The sequence below is a fragment of the Arthrobacter sp. RT-1 genome (assembly GCF_003367205.1).
GTDB lineage: Bacteria > Actinomycetota > Actinomycetes > Actinomycetales > Micrococcaceae > Arthrobacter.
Window position 1 is genome coordinate 1 of the sequence record NZ_QRGQ01000001.1, and the last position, 22,199, is coordinate 22,199.

Below are 22,199 nucleotides of genomic sequence, written 5' to 3' on the forward strand. Positions count from 1 at the left end.
TGTACTGAGTCAGGACGTTGGTTACAGGCGTGAATAGGTGAAGACCTCTTAGGTTGGTGGTTACCACACACAGCCAACGACTAAGAGGTCTTCATGATCCACCGTAATGCCCGTCTGACCCCGACCGGTAGGCGCATCCTCGTCGAACGTGTCATGAGTGGCCGTCCGGTTGCCCATGTAGCCAAGGAAATGGGCGTCTCCCGGACCTGTGCCCACCGCTGGATCAGCCGGTTCCGGTCCCACGGCTTGGACGGCCTTCAGGACCGCAGCTCCAGACCAAAGTCATGCCCGCATGCCACCCCGGTGGAAGTCGTTGCCGATGTCCTGACCCAGCGGGTGGAGCACCGCGAGGGTCCGACGGAGCTGGCCTTGCGCTGCGGCACCAGCGCCAGGACGGTCTCCCGGATACTGGCCCGTGCCGGCATGCCCAGACTGTGGGACCTGGACCCCGTGAGCGGGGCACGGATCCGGGCTTCCCGCGCCACCGACCGCCGCTATGAACGCGACGCACCAGGGGACATGATCCACATCGATGTCAAAAAACTAGGCAGGATCCCCGAGGGCGGAGGATGGCGGGCGGACCCTGCACAGAGCCCGGCCAACCACCGCTCCTCGGGCAGGAACCTGGGCTTTGACTACGTCCACGTCGCCATCGATGACTACACCCGGCTCGCTTACGCCGAGGTCCTGCCGGACGAGAAAGGGCCCACCTGTGCAGGGTTCCTCATCAGGGCCGCCGCAGTTATGGCAGCCAATGGTGCACCCGTGAAACGCGTCATGACTGACAACGCCTTCGCCTACCGGCTCTCCCGGGATTTCCAGGACGCCCTGGCCGCGCTGGGCGCGAAACACATCCTGATTAAGCCCCGCCATCCCTGGCAGAACGGCAAAGCAGAACGCTTCAATCGCACCCTGCAGGAAGGCTGGGCCTACCGCCAACCCTTCATGTCCAATCAGGCACGCACCGAGGCCCTGCAGCCATGGCTAGACTTCTACAACAACCACCGGCCCCACGGCAGCCTCGGAAGCAAACCACCCATCAGCAGGTGCAACCAACCTACTGGCTGAGTACACCTAGGCGCCGTCGGATTGGCGACACTGCGAAGCGGTTCCTTCCCCCGTTGGACCGGAGTCGTGGCACTAGTCGGGGCGGTTTCCTTCCTCATTACGTTCTTGACGGCCGTCGTAGGCCTCGGTGAAGACAGCGTTTTCGGGTACGGCTTTCTTCCTGGCATCCTGGCACTGGTGGTCTGGTCGATGGCCACAAGTATTACTGAATACCGTGCAGTGCCGACCTCTACAGCCGGGCCCGCCCCACCAGAAACCGAGGGGTAGACACCCCCAATACGAAAGAGCGCGCGCGTCATGTCAGCGCCCGGCGTCGGAGGAGCCTCTCTGCACAAGGTGCTCCTCCACGACAGGAACAATTCCGTAGGGCAACCCGCGCCGAGGACTTCGGCGGCGGCAGTGCACTCAAAACGCTCGTGATCGAAGCCATCAACCAGGGCCTGCGCACACACCGAGAGCGACATCAGCGCATCGCGGAGGACCTTCCCAGGCGCTGCACATCCTCAGTGCCCGGCAACGCCAGGGCTCCGATGCGCCTTTAACCCTGCCTTTCTGGACATCCCCGCCGTAAACTGGGTCCTGGCTGAACAATTCTGACCCAAGGAGTCCGGGGCGAAAACGCCACGAAATGAGGGCGGGAGACAGCCCCTTTCCAGGCACTCCCCCGCCTGTTATAAAGAGCCGATATTAGCGATTCCGTCAAGCTAGGGCGAGGAGCGGCTTCTTTACCCTTCGCGGGTAGGCACAAGTTGGTCTAAGCGTTACCGATTGCCTCTTCTCCTGGTGCTTCCAAAAGGGCCATGATTAGCCTTACAGCCACGTTATGCGGACAAACCAAGAGACAGCTGGGCAAGCCCCAGAAAAGACATCACCATGATCCGGAAACTGTTTTGCAGATGGGGCATCGGCCATCACTGGCTGGCCCGAATGAACGACGGCGAGTTTCGACGCCAATGCAGTCACTGCGGGAAGGAAGATTCCCACAGTGCCCGACGGTCGGGAAGGCTCGCTAGCGGTGATCACCCCGAAGACCCCCACACCCGCGACTACTACTAGGCGCTAGATTGTGATGCTCACAGACATGCTGTGCAAGCTCAATCTCCATCACCGCTGGCACGTCGAACACAACGACGACGGTGGCTTGTACAAACGCTGCCTGCATTGCGGCAAGGACGGCGCCGACGGGGACGGGGCAGCCAACGACTGGGCTCTAAGGCGGTGGTGGTAGGTGACCACCATGAGTGGTATGGACCATTTCGATTGGTTTCGGAGGATGCCATGATCCAGGCCCTGCTGTGCAAATTTAACATCCGACACGAATGGCATGTCGAACATGCCGAAGACGGCAGTGTGTACAAGCGCTGTCGGCGGTGCGGCAAAGACGATGATGAACACACTAGGGGAGGCGGCAACTTTAGTGCTTGGTGAGGCGGGTAAAACGAGGCAGTGCGGTTCGGGTCATCGCCTAGGCTGCCTGCGCAAGGTTGGGGTGTGCGTTAAGTGGACGCACTGAAGATGCAGGATTCACTTTTCTGCTGATGACAAGGACCCAACGCCGATAATGGTGAGGGCTCCGCTCACCACGCTACTGTCAGCGCCGGAGCGGCACCTGAGTGGACGGGTACGCGTTTCGGCAGATGGGGAACGCGTAGGTAGGCTCCAGTGGATGGGGGAGACGTTGCCGCGCGTGAAGCCGGCCGGGTGGCTGGCGTTGAGCGTATTGTCCGCGGTCCTGCTGTTCGTAGTCTTCTTCATAGGTGTCTCCGCCGGAGGGCTCGACGTGGGGGAGGTGTGCGAATTGGGTGGGCACAGGTACGACCACGAATACCGAAGTCAAAACGCGCATGAGCAGCTTCAGCTGTTCCCGCTGACCATTAAGTGCAACGCCGAGTACGATTTGGTTCCTCCGTGGACGAATCCGGCGTTGGCGGTCCTGGCCCTTCTGACTTTGTCCTTCTTCGCGATGGCGTTGGCCGTCCTGTTCGTCCGCGTAAGGAGCAGGCTCCGAGGATGACGCCCTAAACGCCTGACCGGGCGAGCGACCTGATGTCATCGAGGGCGGGAGCAGCTGAGGTGCTCACCATGTCCGGATCGCTTCCTTGAGCCACTGGTAAATGCTGGTCAGGATACACACCAGGCCAGCGGCCAGGATCAGTACGCCAACCAGGGAGAGCAGGGTGTAAAGGTCCTCATCGCTGCGGTACTGCTCTTGGCTGGACCGTCCGCCAAGGACCTCAAAGAGCACCCACCCGATGGGCAGCATACCCAGCCCGAGCAGGAAAGCCCTCATACGTGAACCGTGCATTCATCCCCCAAATTGGATTGGCCTTGAGCGTATCTGCTGCACACGGGGCCAGGGTGGTGTATAGCGTGCTGTCCCGGTAACTTTTCTGGCGGCCGGCCACGCGCAGAGCGGACATCTCCCCGTGCGCGATCGGATCGCCGTTTTGGACTCTTTCGTTGTGTCCGCTCGCGATGACCACGCCGTCACGGGCGAGTGCTGCCCCGATAGGAATGCCGCCCTCCCTGAGGCTCTTTTGGGCGGCTTGATACGCGGCCTCGAAAGCGGCGTCAGGGGCTGCTTCCGGTCCCGGCTGGGCGGCGGGCTGCAGCGGTTCGTGAGTCATGCGGTCATTGTCCCATTCCCCACTTTTGCCACGACCCCGCTTGCTGGGGCATCTGGCATTCCCTATCCGGCAGCGGCGTCGATAGGCCGTCCGTTCTCATCAAAGGGGACGCCCCGGTCGTCAATCAGGAAGTCCTCAATGACCAAGCCGGATGTGGCATCGATGATGACGATGGAATTGGCCGGCCACGAGGGGTCGGGGACAAGGTCGTAGTCGACATCCGAGATCAGTGTGCTGTTTTTCGCCCTGTTGAAGGCATCAATTATTTTGCCGGTGCGGGTGTTCACGGTCACGGTTTCTTGGGGGAGGCTCTCTGTGCTGCCGGAATCAGGGGTGGAGTTCCACCAGCCTTCGTAGCCGCCGATTGGACGGTCTGCCTCGGGCGTCCGGGGCACCGGCGTCTCTGTGTTGAAGTGGCCCGCCTGGATGCCAACGGCGGCGCCGCCGACCAGGATCGCGGCCGCACCGGCTATGCCCAGTAGCAGTTTCACGTTTTCCCCCTTTGTGATGCGCGACAGCACCTTGCCGCCACGGTGCAGCAGATCGTGAGACCTTGCCGTTGCTGATGAGCAAAGAGCGCCGATAAGCAGCGACTGCGCGGAGATGCCCATGGCGGGCCCATCGCGCAGGTCGGCTCTCCACTGCTCCTCGCGGACGTCCCTGAGACGGGTTGGAGTCAGGGTCACGGCCAAGGCAAGGATGGTTTCTGCGGGCCTCATGCGCCCTGCCACTTGCCCTCAAAGGTGGCAGGCGACGGCCTGGTCGCAGAGGTCCTGATTTTGGCCCGATGGGTGTTCACGTAGTCCTGTGCCAGCGGGCGTGCTTCAGCCAGCAGCCGGTAGTAGCGCCGGCGGGGCCCCTTGCGGTCCTGAGTAGAGCCCCATTCGCCCTGGATCCACCCGGCAACTTCCAGGCGGTCCAAAATCGGGTAGACAGTGCCGGGCTTTTTCCCGACGTGCTTCACGATCTGCAGCCCCCACACACTGTCGGCTGACAGCAAGGCCTCAAGGACCAGTGCGGTGGCGGGTGTGACCCGTGCCAAGTTCTCCATTATCCAAATCTAGCTATATAGATTTGGAAGTCAATGCCCGGGGCCCCACTTCTCGAGCTGCAAAACGATCGACAGGGCTGGTGTCCTGCCGAGCGTTTGCTCGAGCCATCAGCCACCCTCTCGTTTCATCCGACAAGAAGAGGGGTGAGCGCGCAGAGAGCTGCAGACGAAGTGATGCATGGAGCAGCAATTTAGTGTTAGTAGCTATTGACACGAAACACCGGTTTGGCGTTAATAGTAATTATCATGAAAAGCACCAGACCATACGTACTGAAGGCCAGAGCGCAGAGTGTGCACGAGACGAGGGAACGCATCATGGAGGCAGTCCTTGCATTGGCTAATGAAGCGCCCCTGTCAGCGCTTGTCTTGCCGGAGGTAGCTGCTCGCTCGGGTGTTTCGGTGCAGACCGTGCTGCGGCAGTTTGGGACCAGAGAGGGGTTGCTCGACGCAACCCAGGAACTTGCCTCGGCTCGGGTTACTGCAGAGCGGGAAGTTGTCCCCGGTGACGTCCCCGCAGCCATCACGAACTTGTTCGATCACTACGAGTTGCGCGGTGACGGGGTCCTCCTGCTGCTGGGGCAGGAAAGCTGGGAACCCCGCGCGGCCAAGATCACCACCGAAGGCCGCAGCATCCACCGGAATTGGGTGGAACGCGTCTTCGCACCCTTGCTTGCCGACACAGCTGAGCCCGCAAGGGGAGAAATTCTGGACCTGCTTGTAGTCGCCTGCGATGTCTATACCTGGAAGCTGTTGCGCCGGGACCGGAAGTTGGACCGGGAGGACGCGGAGTCGCGCCTGCTCCGGCTGGTCGCCTCTATTCTGCAAGGAGCTTGAAATGTCCACCTTTCTGTTCGTGACCATCGACGCCGGCGGGAACGTTCCTCCGGCAATTCAGATTGGCAGGGATCTGCTTGCCCGCGGCCATAGGGTCCGGTTCCTCGGTCACGAACGGCAGCGTGCCGCGCTGACCGCAGCCGGCTTCGAATTCAGCGCATTCGGGAGGATGCCCCACTGGGACCCTGCCGAGATACGGCCGGTGCATCGGGACCTCCCCGGCTTCCTGACCATGTGCACCAACGCGGGAGCTGGCCAGGACCTTGTCGACCTGCTCCACGCTGACCCGGCCGACCTGGTCATTATCGATTGCATGCTGCTGTCCGTCCTGCAGGCGGCGCACAGGCACGCACCTCCCTACGCCGTCCTGTTCCACAGCTTCTATCAGTTCTGGGGCGGCAACTTCGCGAACGGACCGATAGGAATGCTCGCCCGGGTCAAAGGCCTCAATGCGCGCACCCTGTGGGCGGAGGCTTCACTGGAGTTGGTAGTGAGCGATCCGGGACTGGACCCGGCCGGAAACCGCGCAAGTAAGACCCGCGTCTGGTGCGGGGTCACCGAACAGGCTGCACAGGAGATTGGGAGGACCACCAACAAACCGACAGTTCTGGTCAGCTTAAGCACCATTGGGGTCCCTGGACAGGAGGACGCCTACCGGAGGATCCTCCAGGCATTGGAAGACCTGCCGTTGGATGCAGTCGTTACGACGGGTCCGGCAATAGATCCGACACGGCTGCCCACCCCGCCCAACGCTGAGGTATTCGCGTTCACACCGCATGCCCAGATCATGCCGCGTGTCACCGCAGTCGTTGGTCACGGTGGCCACTCGACAACCATGAACGCACTCATCCACGGACTTCCGATGCTGCTGATGCCCATGAACCCGTTTATCGACCAGTCAATGGTTTCGCAAGCCGTTGCCGATGCTGGAGCCGGAATCAAACTCAACAAGAAGGCATCGCCCGCAGCAATCCGGCGGGCGATCCTGGACATCACCGGCACCGAGGGCTTCACAACGGCCGCCCGCGCACTCGGGACCCGGCTCCGACAAACGCCCGGAGCATCAGTAGCCGCCGACCGACTGCTCGCCGTACTGGAGCACCCCCGCGCCTCCAACTAGGACGACAACAACTCCGACACAAGTGCCGCCGCCCGTCCGGCACTTCGCCCTCAGGCCTAGCCGCGAACTGCGCACAGACCTGTCCACCTTTACCCCGACACCCGCACCCTTTCGCGCGGGATCCATCCGTGGGGAACAGAAATGCGCTCGAACCTATCGCCAGCAGTACTCATTCGTCATGGACCTCACCGCAAGACCAGAGGCACCCGACCCCAGGCGGCCCTGGTCTTGGTCATGGTGCCCATCCTGGCTGGCGGTGCCGCAACCCTAGCCCTGACCGATCAACCGGAGACATCCCGTCCGGTCTCGGATCACAGCTCCCCACCGGGTTCCTCGCTCTGGACGGATCGCCGTCCCGAGCCCAGCCCCCGACCAGGACCAAGCCCGGTACCCGACTCAGACGAAAAAAACTGAAGTGCGGTGGTAACAACCATGTGGAGCATTTGGAGTGCAGGGCTGATAACCGGCCTCGCCTTGATTGTTGCAATCGGTGCGCAGAACGCGTTCGTGCTGCGCCAGGGAATCCGCCGCGAGCACATGGGCGCGGTGGTGATGCTCTGTGTCACCAGCGACGCAGTACTGATTTTATGCGGTACCTTAGGAGTCGGCGCATTGGTGGCGGACTTCCCTACGGCATTGATTGTGCTGAAGTGGACCGGCGCGGCTTACCTTGCGTGGTGGGCTGGGCGGTCTTTCGCGGCCGCGCTGAAGCCTTCGTCCTTAATGACAGAGGCACCGCGATCCTTGGGATCAGTGGTAACCACCACACTGGCCGTGACCTACCTGAACCCGCACGTGTACCTCGACACAGTGGTGCTGCTCGGCGCGCTGGCCAACCAGCACGGCTCCGACTACCGGTGGGCCTTCGCGGCAGGGGCGCTAGCGGGCAGCGTGCTGTGGTTCCCCGCTCTCGGCTACGGCGCCCGGGCAATGTCCAATCTGCTGGCCAGGCCCACCGTCTGGCGAATCATCGACCTTGCTACCGGCGTTGTCATGATCCTCCTCACAGTAAATCTGATACTGCACCAATCTGCCGCGTGACAAGGACCAGCCAATGACACGGATGAGCCATCTCCAAAAAACGACAACAGCCGCACCCACAAAGCGCAGACCCCGCAAGGCGGGACGGGTCCTAAGTCGCGCCGGGTACAGTGGACCGTCCAGGAGAAAGGCGGGTGCCTCGTGGTTGACCAGAGACGGTTGAAGCGTGAGACAGTCCCGCAGACGGCTGAGCGGACACCGAATACAGTGGTACGCGATGAGCGGCGGCGGCAGCTTCTGCAGGCAGCCCAGGAAGTTTTTGTAGCCAGTGGTTACCAGGGTGCCAACATGGACGATATTGCCCAGGCGGCCTATGTGAGCAAGCCGGTTCTGTACGCGTACTTCCCATCCAAGCGTGAGCTGTACCTCGAGCTTCTGGACATCAATCTCACCGCACTCGGCGATGTATTGCAGGAGTCCGTCCGTTCCACGAAGCTCAATAAAGAACGGGTACATGACGCTATCCGGGCTTATTTTGGCTACATTGCCCGGGACGATGGTGCATATCGCCTCGCGTTCGAATCCGGTTTGAGCAATGATCCTGACGTCCTCGCGAGGCGGGAGGCATTCAGAAGGGGATTCGCCGGCGTTGCCGCCCGAATCATCAGGGAGGACGCTCAGTTGCCGCTTGTCGAAGCGGAATTCCTGGGCAGGGCTTTGATGGGTTTGGCTCAAGCAAGCGCCCGTTACTGGGTAGAGAACACTGCTGAACAAGGCAGCGCTGCCCTTAGCCTGGACGCGGCCAGCGAGCTTGTTTACCGCCTGGCATGGCGGGGTATTTCACGTTTTCCCAAGGAGACCTAGAAATGACTGAGGTGTCACCGGGGGCATGCCGATAGCTCTTGACCCCGTCGCTTTTTCTCCCACCGTTCCGCGGTGAACGGGCGGTGACATTGGCTCCCCAACATCGTTGGGGTAGCTCCCATTGCAGCAGTAGCGGTGGATAACCCCCAAGGAATTGTCCCCGGGCGTAGGCGGGACCGAGCCTCTCAATGGAACAGATCCAAGTCCCTCTTTCACGGGCCCAAGCCCAAACGCCCTGGGCTGCCAGAGCGGGACTTGCGGCGATCAGAGAATTTCAAGCCGCCTCATGGACGCCGTCCCGGTGCCGGGTTGAGCGTCAACGTGGGGAGTCGGCGTCCAGGCCTTCCATAGCCCAGGCCAGAACACTGAGTTCAAACGGGGGAGCCTCCTGGATCCCGTAGAGGTGTGCATCGAAGTCAAATTCGTCCGCACTGCCGCCATTGCCCCAGTACCTCAACCAGAGGCCCTCAAGGCTGATGATGTCCCGTTCTAATAAAACTCGGGCGGTTTGCCGTGGATCATTCATCACTGCTACCTGATCAACTGGCGGGAAGCACCCGCGTCTTAGTCAGTATACTTACTAATTCAAAGGGTACGGGATTGTGCTGGGCCAGCCAACAGGGAGTGCAAATTCTGCGGCCCGGGAGCAGATGCTGCACTACGGCCTCTCAGTTCCCGGATGCTGGTCCGGCCGGACGGCAGGTCCTGCCCATTGAGCCTCATCCACTAGGCTCAGGTTTGGTCTAACGGACTTTGCTCCCGGTGTGCGCCGGGCTTTTTGGGGGGATGTACGGTGAACAATGCAGTTGCACGGAAGCATGTAGGGCTATCCAGATGGGCAGCTGCGTCCATCGCTTTACTAGCGATGGGACTGGCCGGATGCACGCAAACAGAGCCTCCAGCCCCAGCACATCCCACCACGGCCGCACCGGAAGTAACAACAGCCAGCAACGGTAAGCCTTCCCTGCGTGGGGAAGCGGTGATCGACTCGTTCGGCAACGTCGATTACTACACCACCGTCTCCGGCGACACCCTTGCCAGCGTGGCTGCCGCATACAACCTTTCAGAGGCAAAGGTCGCAGAATTCAACGCACTCCAGCCAAGTTCACCCGTGGGTCCGGGCACTAAGCTCCGGTTGATTCCCGCTGGACCAATAACAGGGGCAAACGGCGCGGCCACCGTTGACCCCCACGGGATCCCAACCAGTTACAAGGTAGAAACCGGTGACACCTTGAGTGGCATTACGTACCGGTTCAACCTGACCCAGGAGCAGTTAGCCGAAGCCAACAAGGTCCCCTTCACCTACGAAAAAGGCGGCACCTACTTCATCCAGGCCGGACTCGTGATCCAGCTCCAAAAAAACCCGGTGGACAACCGATCAGGCAAGGGAAAAACCGTCACCAACTCGTTCGGGCAGCCCGTTTTCTACACCACCGTGGACGGTGACTCGTTCGACAGCCTCGGATACAAATTCCGCTCCACTACCGAACAGATCCTGCTTTACAACCCGGCACTCACGGCCGACGAGCCAATCCCGGCGGGAAGCATACTGCGGTTGATACCCGGTGAACTGAAGATCGAGGGTGCGCAGGGCACGTTCACTGCCAATGCTGAAGGAATCCCACTCACCTACACCACAGCCCCCGGTGACACGGAGCGACAAATTTCGTTCCGATTCAGTATTACCGACCTACGAGCAGCGAACCGCCCGACCACCGGCACAGGCGGAACCTGGTACGAAGCTGTTGACCTACCAACTGGCGAATTAGCACCCGGACAGACCATAAGCCTCGCGCTGGACAAGCCCATCAACAAACCAGGCCTTTGAGACCGCAATAATCCAGATACGGCCCGGCAGGTGGACGTGTCAGGACGGTACCCGAACAGCCCCATTCCGGGCTACTCCCCTCAATTTAAAGAGCCAATAATTGCGATTTTGTAAAGCTGTGGTCAGCAGGTGGAGCTGCTGACGGAACCATGAGGCTCGAAGCAGCGTGGGCGAGGGGTGCCAGATAAGCCGTATGCTCCTGCAGTCTAAGCGCACGAAGCTGATGCTTCTCAACCGCAATTGTCCAACAGCCTGTTGGACAATTTGCTGCGGCTTGTCTTGTCCGAGTAGATAAATCGCTCGTCAGCAGCCCACACATTGCGTGGCCGAACCACCCGGCTGCGGGGCTCGTTGATTCTCTGCCCTCCCTGGAGGGCTAGTCGAAGGGTAATGCTCTAAAGGCGGTGTTTTTGTTCATGTTCCAGCCGGCGACGATGCCGGAGCCGATCATTTGGTCGCTGAGGCATGCGAGGCGGTAGGCGGGGTCGGTGTCGAGGGCGAGTTGGAGGAATTGGTGTGCTTTGCTGCCTCTGCCTTCCCACCAGTTGATGTAGCCAATGGTCGTGAGGACCGGGGCTGCGTGTTCTGCGCTGGTGCGGGTGTAGGCGTGCAGGAGCAGTTGTTGTGCCCATTCGATGCGTGGCCATTTGGGGGCTTGGTCCGTTTGGGCGAACAGGATCTGCTGCATGGGTTCGTCCACTCCTGGGATGTCGGCGATGAGCCGGTCCCGGATCGCCGGGAACTGCAGGTTCGCGACCAGGGCGTGGCAGTCATCGTCGCTGGGGAAAGTGTCGGCGTCGAGCATGTCTGCCCAGAGTTTGCGGCCTTGCTGGAGCGCGGTGCCGGTTGGTTGGGAGGCGATGCCTTCTATGTGGTGTTCGACGGCGGCCGCTTTGGCTGCTTCCTGGCCGCTTGGGAGGGTGACGCGGTCGGTGGGTTCGATATAGCTGCCGCGGTAGATGAATTCGGCGTTGATTGCGCTGGTCTGGGTGGAGTTGACGGGTAGGGCGAGGCTGGTGCCGGGGTCGCCGTCGTAGGGGGAGAAGGTTTGATCTCCGACGAAGAGTCCGTCCCGGATGGTGATGCCCTGTTCGGCGAGGACCCCGGTGAGCGCGGCGATGGTGCCGGCGTATGGCCTGGCCTGTCCGGGGCGGGCGGTTTCGCTGGTGTAGATGGCGAAGAGGATGGATGTGGCGGTGGTGTCGCTGGTGAGGTAGTGGGCGACGGTGCGTGCGTAGGGGAGTTCCTGACCGGGTTGGCGGGGCAGATCGATGCGCAGGGTCGCGCCGATGCTGTTCTCGTTCAACGTAATGCACACCAGGCTCTCCTGAGGCCAAAAGCCCAGGGTGTGCCCGACGAAACTGAGCACATCTGATGGTGTTGTGATCGTGAGCTTTTCCATGATCCGTGTTCCCTTCACCCATTTTGTTGCTGTGTTTTTCGCGGTTGTTGGTTGTGGGCGTCGTTCTGGTAGGGGACCACCCGCTGGGGTAAGGGGCCGGAGTGCAACTTGGGGGACCGGCGCCGGGGCGAAAACTTCATATGGCGGTAGTGCTCCGCTGTTCTGGTGGTGAAGTTTTCGGTTCCGGGGTCGGCGCGGTAGCGCCCTGGTTGCGCGGAGGTCCCGCCCAGCGATCATTGGACATACCAGAATGACAAGCAGAGGTAATGCTCTCGTCTGTTCATTGAAGTCAGGGAATCAGTCGGCATGACTTCGACAGATGCAGGGGTTCTTACTGCTCTTGATTGGGTTTATATAGATAATTCGAGCTTCTGGAACTGTCCCCATTTATATGGCGCCGACGCATAGAATCTCTCGTACGAGGAGAACTGGCTTTTCGTGTGCCAAATTTGGGGGTGCGGGTTGGGGTTTCGTTACCGCAAGTCGAAGAGCTTTGGGCCTGTACGGATCACGGCATCGAAGCGGGGCTTGGGCGCAAGTGTTGGGGCTGGCCCGTTCCGGGTCACGAAGTCCGCGACAGGCCGGACCACAAGTACAGTGAGGATCCCCAAAACAGGGATCTCCCATGTGACCAGCAGCTCGAACCACCGCCGTACAGGGAAGCCCGCTGCACGGGGATCCAGTCCTGCTCGCGGCCAGACCGGTCGACAGATCATCAGCGACGAGACATGGCGCCAGCTCCTGGCCCCCGATGGCACTGCTGCAGCATCGAAGTTCCAACGTAACTTCGTGCGCGCGGCTGTCGCCCGCGTAACGGGCACGCGTCCTAGCCTCTTGCACCTGACTCTGGGCCAGGCAGCGAACATCCTGAACTACGTTGGTGAGAACCCTGCAAAGCTGAGCGGCGGCGGTCGCGGAGTGCCGCAGCTGGAGAAGGCTGGGACAGCTGCTCAGTGGGCCCTGTTCGGACTGCTGTTGCTGATCGTTACGGTGTCCTCGCCTGCAGGGGTTCTGCTGGCTGCGGCAATTGTCGGGTTGGTGTTGCTGATGCGAAACCGCCGCCGTGGCCGTCAGTCGTGGGAGGATGCGACATGGTCAGGCAGTTTCGAACCTCCTGTCCCTGGTGCCGGCGTTGAAGCTTTGGCCAATTTCGCTTCGCGTCCCCAGGATTCTTCAGGGGTGGTGGAACTTACTGCGCCGGTCGATCAGCGTGTTTCCCCTGTCAAAGGGTTTTATCCTGTTTCGCTTGGTCGCTCGGAATGGCCGAATGTCGAAGTCGTGGGTGAGCACGCGTACGGCGAGGGGATCAGGGCCACGCTGCGCGCCAATGGGGCCTTGACCGCTGGAAGGAGCGAGGGTGAAGTTGAAGGTCTTCAGGTGGAATTGGTGGCTGAACCGGACAACCCCTATGACTCAAATGCCATCAGTGTGCGTTGGAGTGGGCATGTCCTCGGTTATTTCAGCCGCGAGGATGCGCTTCGTTACGAACAACCGGTCAGGAGAATTATTGCAAGCGGGTTCACGGCGGCAGCCACGGCTCGAATCTGGGCCTACGACGAGGGGGATCGGCTTCGCGCCCGCGTCACCGTTGCAATGCCTGAACCGGGTCTGATGGCTCCGCTCAACGAGGTCCCCACGGGCGAGAACACGCTTGTACCGTGGGGATCAGCAATTCAGGTCCTGAAGGAAGAGAACCATTTCGACGTTCTTTTCAGTCACGTGCCCTCTGATGGTGTCGGACTCCTGTTAGTCAGTCTTCACAAAGAGATTTACACGTTGAAGAACGGTACCCAGCGCCCGTTTGTCGAGGTTCGACTCGACGGCAAACGGGTCGGGGAACTCAGCCAAGTCACCTCTGCACACCTGCTCCCACTTCTCGAACATACCGAGGCTGTCGGTGAAACGGCCTTGGCCTACGCAAGGATCACCGGCTCCGCCCTCGCGGCCCAGCTCGTTCTGCACGCCGCTAAAGCCATCGAGATCGGCAACGATTGGCTTTCCAGTGGGCCACACACGGCCCCGAAGCTCCTCCCGTTGGCCCCGCGATATGACGTTCCGCCCGCCTACGGAAAGTAGGGACCAGCCACGCAAGAAAACGCGAAAAAGGAGTGTGGACAATGTCCACACTCCTGGCCTCGGAGTAGCTTGTACTGCCGCAGGACGGGCCCGGACTCCGCATGTTTTCGCGAGTTCCCAGTGTTTGCAAGGCCTGGAAGACAGTTCGAGTCCCAGCTCGGGCACGACTTATCCCCTCGTCAGAGGGGTTTTTGCTTTAACGTGTTGACATGGCTTGTGGTGTTGTCCCTCTGACGCTAGGTGGGCGGGCTGGGGCCTGGCCGCCGCGGTGGCCTATTTCAGGTGTGGGGTGGCGGGTTCAAGTCCCTGGCTGGTGGGCCTTCCGCCTGCTGTGGTGGGGCTGAGCGCTTCCTCGTTCCGGATCTGTCGGGTTGGGCGTGGTTGTCCAACACCTATTCATGGTCCAAGGTTGCGGGGACGACATGACGACACCGACATTGGTGCGGCTTTGCTGCAAAAGCTCCTTCTATTTACCGCTCAGACGCTGAGGGCGCTCGATTTGTCCTGCCAAAGAGGTGTTGACATTGTCCACACTTATGTCTGCTTTGTTTTCGATCGGCACCGAGTCTCTGCTATGGGTAGGGTGTCGTTCGGATAGCGGAACGACCTCTGGGCTGCACGACGGGCTTGTCAAAACCTGCGGGCGCGCTGCAGCGAGCCCGGTCTACGCGAGACCACCCGCCAAGACCTCAGTGGGCCATCAGAATGAACAAGCGGCGACGGAGCGCCTGTGGGTTCATCACCTTCGGGGAATCAAACGGCATGACCTACATGGGCAGGCATTCACAACATGGGCGTCTGCAGGGACAGTTGGCTATACTTCAGAACAGGATCTGAAGTAGTGTAAGTGTATGAGCGCATTAGCCACTTCCCGAACGACGTTCCAGTCTTCCGAACTAAGCCGCGCCTCCGCTGAGGCCTTTGCCGCTGCAGCGGATCACCCGATTCAAATCACTCGACGCGACGGCGAGCATCTGGTGCTCATGTCCGAGAGCGCAGACCGGGCACGTGCGTCACTGCTGGAACTGGCCGCGCAGCTAATCGCTGTCACCACCAGTACAGAGGGGACGCTCGCGAACCGCATGAGTGATCGATTTCCCTGGATGCTTGCCCTGAGCCAGATCGACCGGGAAACATGCGCCTCGGAGATCGTGTCGGCAGCACGAGCCTCTTTCGCAACCAACCAGCCTCATCTGGCCATCGCGGAACTCAATGCCTGGCGTGAGACTGCAACTGCCATCGCCGCCGGCCTCGGCAAGGAAACGATCGAATGGCTTGATGACGCCGAAACTGTTGAGCGTCCTTAAGGGATGGCCAAGAGCGAAAAGGTCGAGCGGCCGACAAAGAAGAGTGAGTACCAGCTACGTTTCGCATCGGTGCAGGCTAAACGCGGTTGGACGGATCTGAAAGCCACGATCAGGAACTCACTGGTGGATTCATGGGACTTTCTTACCCGCACTCCGCAAGTGACGACACCAACGAACTACAGACTGCGTGGTGATCTGGGCAGCGTGTCACGAGGCGGCGTTACCCACGACAGATGGCAGCACAAGCCCACCTTAAAGGGTGATGCACGCATCTGGTTTTACGTTGTGGACCAGGTTGTCTACCTAGAGCAGGTCCATACAAGCCACCCAAACGAAACAAAGTCATAACAGAACATGGACAGTCCCCGGCCTTCAGCGCTGAGATGCAGCGAACGCTGATACCAAGGATTCCGCCACTTTGTAAGCCTCGTCCAAAATAGCCTGCAGGGTCTCTTGTTGAGTGCTCCGATGCCGGGATAGGGTCCAAAAGAAAGTGTGGATGTGTCCACACTTTTCGTCGTCCCGGACGTTCACGCAGCCCAAGACTGCCGCGGATTCCGCATGTTTCCGTGGTGCCCTGCCGGCTGTGAGAATTGGAACCGTGATTGAAGACACTCCTGAAGTTGGTGCGCAAACTGCATTGCCGGGCCTTTCCAGTGCGGCAGACAGGGCGTTAAGACGTGAGCTCGAGGAGCTTCGCCTGGACAACGCCAGACTGCGGAAGCTCTTGGAACTCACGGAAGCGGAGTCAAAGGCAGCCCACTTGGCTCAGGCTGTACTTCCTTCAGTGGTGCACCATGGTCCGGTCACCATGGATTCGTCTCCGGAAGCGAAAGTCCGGCTATTCCAGGATCTGTTCAGGGCGCGCAATGATGTGTACGCAGTCCGGTGGGAAAACTCGCGGGACGGCCGCTCCGGCTGGGTCCCGGCCATCGCCGGTGGCTGGCGTAAAGGCACAAACATCGCTGGTGCTAGATTCCTGCCGCTTACTCCATTAGTCATTGCCGACCATTTGCGCGGAGAGCAGCACATTGGCCTCTATCCCCTGACTGAACAGGACACCTGCTGGTGGGTCGCCGCGGACTTTGACGGCGGCGCCGCAATGCTCGATGCACTTGCGTACGCCAAGGCTGCTCGCTTTCGAGGTATTCCCGCGGCCCTGGAAGTGTCCCAGTCTGGGCGCGGCGCCCATGTGTGGATCTTCTTCAGCACCGCCATACTGGCGTCCGCAGCTCGCCAGCTTGGCAGCGGCCTCATTCATGAGGCGATGGCGCTGCGCGGCAGCATGAGCCTGGCAAGTTACGACAGGCTTTTTCCCGCCCAAGACGTTCACTCGGGCAAGGGTATGGGGAACCTGATAGCCGCACCGCTGAACGGTAAGCGCCGCCAGCATGGCACCACCCTGTTCCTCGACACAACGACCCTCGAACCATATGAGGACCAATGGGCATACCTGTCCAGTCTGGATCGGATCTCCGACCGTGAAGTTCGCGACCACATCCGCAGACTGCCGGAAGTTAGGCTGGGAAATGAAGTTCGCCGGCTGGAATTGCCCCAATCGTCCAAAATCGTTCCGCGCCCCGCACTGATTGTCCGCGCAGGTTTTGCGTCACGTCTGACGATCAAAGCCGCGGACCTTGGACCAGCAATGATCTCGGCCGTAAAGCATGCCGCGTCCATGCCGAACCCGGAGTTCTATGAGCGCCAACGCCAGAGGCGGTCCACCTGGAACATTCCTCGATACCTGCGCAACTACGACGAAACGTTTGACGGCGACCTTATCTTGCCCCGTGGTTTGTTGCCCCTGTTACAGCAACTCGTCGAATCGAGTGGCAGCTCGCTGCGCATTGATGATCAACGGGCGCAAGGCACCGCTCAAAGCTTCGAGTTCTCGGCCAGCCTGCGCTCCGAACAACAAAGCGGCTTGGAGGCCGCCACTGCCTCCGAGCACGGAGTCCTGGTAGCCCCGCCCGGTACCGGAAAGACTGTGATGGCGTGTGCTGCAATGGCACTGCGCGGCGTCTCGACGCTCATTCTGGTTGATCGTAAAGCCCTCGCAGAGCAATGGCGCAGCCGCATCCACCAATTCATGGACGAGCAGTGCGGCCAAATCGGAGGTGGCCGTGCCAAGACGACGGAGCGGGTTGATGTCGCGCTGTTGCCTACCCTGGCCCGGCGGGAAAATGTAGCCGAGCTGACCGCCGGCTACGGTTTTGTCATCGTCGACGAATGTCACCACGCCCCGGCGGCAGCGTTCACCCACGTCATGAACCAGATCCAGGCCCGGTACTGGCTGGGGCTGACGGCCACGCCATACCGCCGCGACAAGTTGGACTCGCTGATCTATCACCAGCTCGGCCAAATCTCCCACACGATTTCCCCAGCTGTTTCGCATCAGCTTCCGACGCACGCCCACGAGATTGCCGAACCGGTGCTGACTTTGGAACTGCACCGGACCTCCTATGCGTATGACGGCGCAGCAGACCCCAGCGAACCAGGTGGGATCTCTGCCATCTACAAGGACTTGATCGCCAACGAGGAACGTCTGCAGCAAATTTACGATGACGTCATTGAAGCCTACGAACGGAACTCCCGAATCCTTGTACTGACGACGTGGAAAGCCCATCTTGAGTCCCTGAGGTCCCGGTTCGAGGGGGCTGGTCTGGAACCTGTGGTTTTCACTGGGGCGATGAAGGCCAAGGAACGACAGACCGCCGTCGACCTCCTCGCCAGTACGGAAGATGCGCAGCCTCTGCTGGTCTTGGGCACCGGCTCATACATTGGAGAAGGCTTTGACTGCCCTAAACTGGATACCCTGTTCCTTGCAGCGCCTGTGTCGTTCAAGGGCAGATTGGTGCAGTACGTCGGCCGGGTAATCCGGCCGTATCCGGGTAAAACTGTGGCGACCGTTCACGACTACTATGACGAATCGACACCCGTACTGGCCGCGTCCCTGAACAAGCGAGCTCCGGGGTATGTCTCGCTCGGGTTCCGTGATCCGCGCAAGCTCATAGGTAGGTGACATCGTCCCCAGGAATGAACGCGGCGGTGTCTGCGTTGCCGCAGCTGCTCGGAACCGTTTTGTCGAGAGGGCACCTTCGGGCAGCCGAGTACATCTCACGCCAGTGAACTACCTGATACCGCTCACTATCATCGAATTATGGACATGAACCTCCGTGTTTCAGAAGACGGTGACCGCGGTCCGGGTGCGCCTACTGTCAAAGCGCACACCTCCGAGTCGGTGCTTTATGGCCCAGTTGCCGGTTCGGACGTCCAATGTCACCGGCACAGGCAAGAAATTAGCGAGGGCCTTGAGTTCGTGATGAGCCATGACGTCGAGCTGCTGAAGCGTCTCGAGGATGCCTGAGGTTTCGCCGCGACTACGACGACCGCATCGCCCTGCCAGGTGTTCGATGATCATCTGAGGATCCATTGGGAGAAGTACAGTGGCGAAGTCCATGGAAGAACTACAGGTTAAGCGTCCGGTGGACCGGATTGCTGTGGATGCCCTCAAGAAGCGGATGCTCGATGAGGTCCGGGCTTACCGGCTTGGGAGCTCCGTGAAGCCTCTGACCTCACGCAGGTCGAGCTGGCTGTGCGCCTGCATGTCAGCCAGAACCGGGTCTCCCGCATCGAGCACGGTGACATTGATCGTGCTCAGGTCGATACCTTGCGGAGATACGTGGAGGCGCTCGGCGGCCGGCTTCGTGTCGAGGTAGAGCTAGGCGACGAACGAATCCAGATCACCTGACGGAGTTACTGGCAGGTACGCATCGTCTATCGAATCGCCGCTATCAATGACTGGGAAACGTAGAGCAGGGGCGCAGGGCACGACGGATGGGTTCCCTGTCTCGCCGACGACCCTGCCTACTGCGCAGAAGTCGCCCGCTTTCTGCGGCGGGCAGCACGCCGTAGGTTTAAAATATGACAAACTTCCATCGCTTGCCTGATTCTCGACCTCAGTTTGCTAGGAATCAGCTGCGAGGAAACTTTGAGGAGCGATTCGGCATCCTTTCCAAGTACTCCGGAGTCTGCGGTGTTTGCGGAGCTTCTTGGATCCCCGGGGACAGGATTTTCAAGTTGCCAGAATCCCGCCGTTCCACTCAGAACCCGTGGGTCTGCCGCGGCTGTCGCTTCCCGGAGAACCGCCCCGAGCCAACACTTGAGGATGTATTCGTCAAGTTAAACCACCGCAATCACACGGGCCGTACACCCGGGCTCAACCGGCACGACGTCCAACACTTGCTTGCTCTGCACAGATCGCTCACCGGAGAAGCCGCGCTCGCGATGGATGATCGGCCAGCAATGAATAAGCTTCGGGGAGCGCACGAAAAACGAGTTTCGGCAAACCTCAATCGCGTTGAACTCCTGGATCTTTTGGAAGGCTTTGTCCGTGGCGGGCTAGTTAAGCGCGTGGGGCGGAGTCGTTACTACTGCATCCCCTCGAAGCTTGAGTCGGCGGGCTCGTAGACTGTGGCTCTAGTTCTTGTGCGGTGTATTAGGGCTGAGCGCATTTCCTAGACGGTCCTTGGGTGCGTGAAGCGAATTTTCTTCTTGGGGGTACCGTCTTACGGTGCTGGTGAGGGAGAGGATCGCTTCGAAAAAACGTGACCTGGCTGACCACGCGCGCGTGAGTACCGTACTGCTTTCTTGCGATGGAGAGAGGCGCTTCCTTGTTCTATACAAGTAACTTGACTTGTACCGCCGACGAGAGAGTCGCGCGTGGATGCTTGCGTCATCGGGGTCGGTACAGACTTGTCGCACTTGACTTGCACATCGTTTTTAAAGCCCCTAGGTTGTCCCGGACAGGGTTTCTAACAGATTTGTGGGCCCTGACGCCTGCTCAGCAGGGCGGGTGACATCTAGTTATTTGGGGGTTTCTAGAGTGGTTTATTCATCTACGTCTTGGTCGAGAGTTTCTTGGATATTAACGACCATTGTTGCGGTAATTGGGCTTGTTTTTGTTTCGGTGGCGCCCGCTGACGCTTCGGGGAATAAAACGATAAACGCGGGCGGATCTGGAGTTGTGTTGCACGAGCCCACGGCAGCTCAAAAGGCAGAGGCCATGAGGCGTTTGGATCAGGCGCAAAAAGCAGACCCCGAGGGCTTCGACTAGCGGCTCCGCCTGATCAAGAATTCCAAGGAGCTTATGACTTACCTCTCCTCGGATAGTCGTTTCGACGCCGGACTCCAACAGAAGTTCCTTGCTGCTTCCATGCCTACTGAAGTTCTTCAGTCGCTGGTTTCATTGACAGAAACAGGGTACTTAACTCTTGAGGTAAAAGACGGTCCTAACAACACCAAGGTGGCCAAGTTCAGCAAGGCTGAGCCGACCATGGTAGGCGGCGGCAAGGGAAGCATGGCCATGAAGCCCATGTTCCCACAGTGCCCCTCGGCCTGGGCGGCTATGTGGGCTTGGTGGGGAACAAATGCAGCTTTCTGTGGCGCTATGGGCTTCTTCGGGCCGGGTGCGGCTATCGCCTGCTCCGGCTTCATGATGCTTGCCGGCTCCGCTATCGATTTCAACAAAGGGTGCTAATGACGACTACTTCTAAATCAACCGAGCGCAACTACTGGCTGGCGTTGTCGGCCCTGTTCGGAGTGACGGTTAGTGTTGTGGCCATGACGGACCCGCCGTGGTCCGTGGCGATGGTCCTAGCCTTCGTTCTGTTCGTGGTTCTGCAGAGCATCCACTACAGACAAATCGGTCACCACGTACAAGGGAAACTTGCTACTGCCAATCCAGGGGTTGGCATCCTTGGGGCTGTCTTTGGAGGCGCAGCAGTTCTCATCCATGGCAGCCCGATAGCCCTATGGGCAGGGCCCGTCCTCGGCCTCGTGACCTTTGTCGGTATGTTCCTGTTCCTCCAGCGGTTTGGCCGATTCCACCACAGTCACAACACGAACTCCATCTGAACCAACTAGCCTGTGTTGAGGGCCGTACGAGCGGGCATTACCAGCCCCGTACGGCCCTCAACTCGTTTCCCGTTGAAGTGGCAGTTCATCCCTATCACCGTGAAACCTGCTGGTTAAAGAAAGAGAGCCTTCCAAGACTGAGCAGCAGCGGCTCGTGGACGTACGCCACGGAGGCCCAGTACAGGGTGGCCGGTTCCACCAACGTCTGGACCCGCAAGGCACCCCAGGCCAGCGTCTACTGCTGAGTGTTGCCCTGAAATGTCCGCTTCACTCGGACGAGCTTGACGATATGGAAAGGAGCCGGAGCTGCCCCGGCCGTCACCAACGCTGCATCGCCCCAGTGGAGTGGTTCGCGGATCTGCCTGGATTCGGTCACACCGAGGTCCCGGACGGGTTCGTCTAGTCGGGTCAACGGCAACGTCTATTAACAACTGGTGAAGTCGGATGGCCTTGGAGAGTAATTCAAAGGTGGCGTTCCCAAGCATCAGCTCGGGGGTAAAGGAGTGTGGACAATGTCCACACTCCTGGCCTCGGAGTAGCCCGTAAAGCCGCCGGACTGCTTCGGATTCCCTGTGTTTCCGCGGGCTCCCAGTCTTTGCAAGGCCCGGAAGACAGTTCGAGTCCCACCTCGGGCACGGCATATCCCCTCGACAGAGGGGTTTTTGCTTTAACGTGTTGACATGGCTAGTGGTGGCGTCCCTCTGACGCTAGATTTGCCGGCTGTGGCCTGGCTGCCGCTGAGCCTGTTCAGGTGTGTGGGGTGGCGGGGACAGGACCCTGGCTGGTGGGCCCTCCGTCATGCTGTGACTGAATTTGCGCGGTCCTCTTTCCAGTGCTGTCGGGTTGGTCCGTGGTGGCCGACACCTATTCATGGTCTTAGGGGGAGGACACAACATGACGTCGCCGACTTTGTACGAGGTTCTTCTTGGAGGGCTCCTCGAAGACGTTACGGGACATGCGGCTGGACGTTTTGTCCTGCCTAATAGGGTGTGGACGTTCTCCACGCTTACGTCTGCTTTATGGAGTCTCTTTGTGACGGCGGGCCTGGAAGAGAATCTGGATCACCATGGAATGAAGCCCTGATGGCGCAGGGGAGCCGCCCAGGGACCATGAAGTTCGATGTAA

The 22,199-nt window shown here is 60.0% G+C and carries 19 protein-coding genes and 2 pseudogenes; 15 read left to right on the forward strand and 6 right to left on the reverse strand.

All coding sequences use genetic code 11. The features are described 5' to 3' along the window. Positions 1 to 93 precede the first annotated feature (93 nt). Positions 94 to 1,068 carry an IS481 family transposase gene (locus DXK94_RS00005; RefSeq protein ID WP_115523290.1) on the forward strand — a complete coding sequence of 325 codons (975 nt, stop codon included), beginning with the start codon at positions 94 to 96 and terminating at the stop codon, positions 1,066 to 1,068. Between the two features lie 1,666 nt (positions 1,069 to 2,734). Continuing rightward, positions 2,735 to 3,082: a hypothetical protein gene (locus DXK94_RS00010; RefSeq protein WP_115523490.1), complete on the forward strand. Its 348-nt coding sequence runs from the start codon at positions 2,735 to 2,737 to the stop codon at positions 3,080 to 3,082. A gap of 63 nt (positions 3,083 to 3,145) precedes the next feature. Here DXK94_RS00010 and DXK94_RS00015 read toward each other — a convergent pair whose 3' ends face one another. From DXK94_RS00015 to DXK94_RS00030, 4 genes and pseudogenes are all read right to left on the reverse strand, one after another. Beyond that, the gene (locus tag DXK94_RS00015; protein WP_147294341.1) at positions 3,146 to 3,358 is read right to left on the reverse strand and encodes a hypothetical protein; all 213 of its coding nucleotides are present in this window, start codon (positions 3,356 to 3,358) and stop codon (positions 3,146 to 3,148) included. Positions 3,359 to 3,401: 43 nt separating this feature from the next. Next, a pseudogene (locus DXK94_RS00020) lies at positions 3,402 to 3,695 on the reverse strand (nucleoside deaminase); the annotation flags it as partial. A gap of 62 nt (positions 3,696 to 3,757) precedes the next feature. Further along, a complete protein-coding gene (locus DXK94_RS00025; protein WP_115523292.1) occupies positions 3,758 to 4,306 on the reverse strand; it encodes a hypothetical protein in 549 nt (182 codons plus the stop codon). A gap of 104 nt (positions 4,307 to 4,410) precedes the next feature. After that, positions 4,411 to 4,746, reverse strand: a complete 336-nt coding sequence (locus DXK94_RS00030) for a PadR family transcriptional regulator (protein ID WP_115523293.1) — start codon at positions 4,744 to 4,746, stop codon at positions 4,411 to 4,413. A 315-nt stretch (positions 4,747 to 5,061) separates the two neighbouring features. Here DXK94_RS00030 and DXK94_RS00035 point away from each other — a divergent pair, with 315 nt between their 5' ends. From DXK94_RS00035 to DXK94_RS00060, 5 genes are all read left to right on the forward strand, one after another. Further along, positions 5,062 to 5,580: a TetR/AcrR family transcriptional regulator gene (locus DXK94_RS00035; RefSeq protein WP_181884689.1), complete on the forward strand. Its 519-nt coding sequence runs from the start codon at positions 5,062 to 5,064 to the stop codon at positions 5,578 to 5,580. A gap of 1 nt (position 5,581) precedes the next feature. After that, positions 5,582 to 6,700 (forward strand): glycosyltransferase, encoded by a 1,119-nt coding sequence (locus DXK94_RS00040; protein ID WP_181884690.1) that lies wholly within the window; start codon positions 5,582 to 5,584, stop codon positions 6,698 to 6,700. Positions 6,701 to 7,132: 432 nt separating this feature from the next. Further along, a complete protein-coding gene (locus DXK94_RS00045; protein WP_115523491.1) occupies positions 7,133 to 7,741 on the forward strand; it encodes a LysE/ArgO family amino acid transporter in 609 nt (202 codons plus the stop codon). 207 nt (positions 7,742 to 7,948) lie between these two features. Then, entirely contained in the window at positions 7,949 to 8,545 is a 597-nt protein-coding gene (locus tag DXK94_RS00050; protein ID WP_115523492.1) for a TetR/AcrR family transcriptional regulator, read from the forward strand. Between the two features lie 979 nt (positions 8,546 to 9,524). Next, the gene (locus DXK94_RS00060; protein WP_181884691.1) at positions 9,525 to 10,373 is read left to right on the forward strand and encodes a LysM peptidoglycan-binding domain-containing protein; all 849 of its coding nucleotides are present in this window, start codon (positions 9,525 to 9,527) and stop codon (positions 10,371 to 10,373) included. Between the two features lie 376 nt (positions 10,374 to 10,749). Here DXK94_RS00060 and DXK94_RS00065 read toward each other — a convergent pair whose 3' ends face one another. Further along, on the reverse strand, positions 10,750 to 11,775 hold the full coding sequence (locus tag DXK94_RS00065; protein WP_115523298.1) for a DUF4192 domain-containing protein: 1,026 nt from the start codon (positions 11,773 to 11,775) through the stop codon (positions 10,750 to 10,752). Between the two features lie 438 nt (positions 11,776 to 12,213). Between DXK94_RS00065 and DXK94_RS21870 the strand changes: the two are divergent. The 5 genes and pseudogenes from DXK94_RS21870 to DXK94_RS00085 form a co-directional block, all read left to right on the forward strand. Further along, a pseudogene (locus tag DXK94_RS21870) lies at positions 12,214 to 12,387 on the forward strand (DUF4236 domain-containing protein); the annotation flags it as partial. Positions 12,388 to 12,402: 15 nt separating this feature from the next. Next, positions 12,403 to 13,851 (forward strand): HIRAN domain-containing protein, encoded by a 1,449-nt coding sequence (locus DXK94_RS00070; protein ID WP_258868372.1) that lies wholly within the window; start codon positions 12,403 to 12,405, stop codon positions 13,849 to 13,851. Between the two features lie 851 nt (positions 13,852 to 14,702). Further along, positions 14,703 to 15,158 (forward strand): prevent-host-death protein, encoded by a 456-nt coding sequence (locus DXK94_RS00075; protein ID WP_115523300.1) that lies wholly within the window; start codon positions 14,703 to 14,705, stop codon positions 15,156 to 15,158. Between the two features lie 3 nt (positions 15,159 to 15,161). Further along, the gene (locus DXK94_RS21570) at positions 15,162 to 15,506 is read left to right on the forward strand and encodes a hypothetical protein (RefSeq protein WP_115523301.1); all 345 of its coding nucleotides are present in this window, start codon (positions 15,162 to 15,164) and stop codon (positions 15,504 to 15,506) included. A 253-nt stretch (positions 15,507 to 15,759) separates the two neighbouring features. Beyond that, the gene (locus tag DXK94_RS00085; RefSeq protein ID WP_258868373.1) at positions 15,760 to 18,180 is read left to right on the forward strand and encodes a DEAD/DEAH box helicase; all 2,421 of its coding nucleotides are present in this window, start codon (positions 15,760 to 15,762) and stop codon (positions 18,178 to 18,180) included. 159 nt (positions 18,181 to 18,339) lie between these two features. On the opposite strand, the gene DXK94_RS21305 is transcribed toward DXK94_RS00085, so the two are convergent. Then, the gene (locus tag DXK94_RS21305) at positions 18,340 to 18,579 is read right to left on the reverse strand and encodes a hypothetical protein (protein WP_181884692.1); all 240 of its coding nucleotides are present in this window, start codon (positions 18,577 to 18,579) and stop codon (positions 18,340 to 18,342) included. A 174-nt stretch (positions 18,580 to 18,753) separates the two neighbouring features. On the opposite strand from DXK94_RS21305, the gene DXK94_RS21575 reads away from it, so the two are divergent. The 3 genes from DXK94_RS21575 (at position 18,754) to DXK94_RS00105 (ending at position 21,074) form a co-directional block, all read left to right on the forward strand. After that, complete coding sequence (locus DXK94_RS21575; protein ID WP_258868374.1) at positions 18,754 to 18,909, forward strand: helix-turn-helix domain-containing protein; 156 nt, start codon at positions 18,754 to 18,756, stop codon at positions 18,907 to 18,909. 1,398 nt (positions 18,910 to 20,307) lie between these two features. Beyond that, complete coding sequence (locus DXK94_RS00100) at positions 20,308 to 20,697, forward strand: hypothetical protein (protein ID WP_115523304.1); 390 nt, start codon at positions 20,308 to 20,310, stop codon at positions 20,695 to 20,697. After that, positions 20,697 to 21,074 carry a hypothetical protein gene (locus DXK94_RS00105; protein WP_115523305.1) on the forward strand — a complete coding sequence of 126 codons (378 nt, stop codon included), beginning with the start codon at positions 20,697 to 20,699 and terminating at the stop codon, positions 21,072 to 21,074. The genes DXK94_RS00100 and DXK94_RS00105 overlap by 1 nt, the downstream gene beginning before the upstream one ends. The last annotated feature ends 1,125 nt before the right edge of the window (positions 21,075 to 22,199 follow it).

Coding starts and splice junctions, on each gene's coding strand:
- DXK94_RS00005 (WP_115523290.1), top strand. CDS start 94: ATGATCCACCGTAATGCCCGTCTGACCCCGACCGGTAGGCGCATCCTC.
- DXK94_RS00010 (WP_115523490.1), top strand. CDS start 2,735: ATGGGGGAGACGTTGCCGCGCGTGAAGCCGGCCGGGTGGCTGGCGTTG.
- DXK94_RS00015 (WP_147294341.1), bottom strand. CDS start 3,358: ATGAGGGCTTTCCTGCTCGGGCTGGGTATGCTGCCCATCGGGTGGGTG.
- DXK94_RS00025 (WP_115523292.1), bottom strand. CDS start 4,306: ATGGGCATCTCCGCGCAGTCGCTGCTTATCGGCGCTCTTTGCTCATCA.
- DXK94_RS00030 (WP_115523293.1), bottom strand. CDS start 4,746: ATGGAGAACTTGGCACGGGTCACACCCGCCACCGCACTGGTCCTTGAG.
- DXK94_RS00035 (WP_181884689.1), top strand. CDS start 5,062: ATGGAGGCAGTCCTTGCATTGGCTAATGAAGCGCCCCTGTCAGCGCTT.
- DXK94_RS00040 (WP_181884690.1), top strand. CDS start 5,582: ATGTCCACCTTTCTGTTCGTGACCATCGACGCCGGCGGGAACGTTCCT.
- DXK94_RS00045 (WP_115523491.1), top strand. CDS start 7,133: ATGTGGAGCATTTGGAGTGCAGGGCTGATAACCGGCCTCGCCTTGATT.
- DXK94_RS00065 (WP_115523298.1), bottom strand. CDS start 11,775: ATGGAAAAGCTCACGATCACAACACCATCAGATGTGCTCAGTTTCGTC.
- DXK94_RS00075 (WP_115523300.1), top strand. CDS start 14,703: ATGAGCGCATTAGCCACTTCCCGAACGACGTTCCAGTCTTCCGAACTA.
- DXK94_RS21570 (WP_115523301.1), top strand. CDS start 15,162: ATGGCCAAGAGCGAAAAGGTCGAGCGGCCGACAAAGAAGAGTGAGTAC.
- DXK94_RS21305 (WP_181884692.1), bottom strand. CDS start 18,579: ATGATCATCGAACACCTGGCAGGGCGATGCGGTCGTCGTAGTCGCGGC.
- DXK94_RS00100 (WP_115523304.1), top strand. CDS start 20,308: ATGACTTACCTCTCCTCGGATAGTCGTTTCGACGCCGGACTCCAACAG.
- DXK94_RS00105 (WP_115523305.1), top strand. CDS start 20,697: ATGACGACTACTTCTAAATCAACCGAGCGCAACTACTGGCTGGCGTTG.